The 220-nt window shown below is 47.3% G+C and carries 1 protein-coding gene; it reads right to left on the bottom strand.

Annotated elements, in window-relative coordinates; all coding sequences use genetic code 11:
- On the bottom strand, positions 1–220 hold a 220-nt coding region (locus CHH91_RS21040), incomplete at both ends, for a hypothetical protein (RefSeq protein WP_217973799.1).

Below are 220 nucleotides of genomic sequence, written 5' to 3'. Positions count from 1 at the left end.
AAAAGGTCATCTCTGTTTTGCTACCATAACTAGAAGGACGCTCTACAGTTACGCCCTGCCATAAAGTAAGAAAGCCAATCACAATCATCGCCTTTAATGTTGTTCCAAACCAAAGTGGTCGAGGGATAGAACGAGCATCGGCGCTTATTTCTTCAGTCGGCCTTCCCTCCATCGCAACCGCTTTTTTCCAACGGTCGGCAAGTAGTTGCCGATTTGCTGC

It is taken from the genome of Virgibacillus sp. 7505 (assembly GCF_002272135.1).
Lineage (GTDB): Bacteria > Bacillota > Bacilli > Bacillales > Amphibacillaceae > Terribacillus.
The sequence above is the reverse complement of the archived record's forward strand: the minus strand, read 5'-3'. Positions and strand labels throughout refer to the sequence as shown.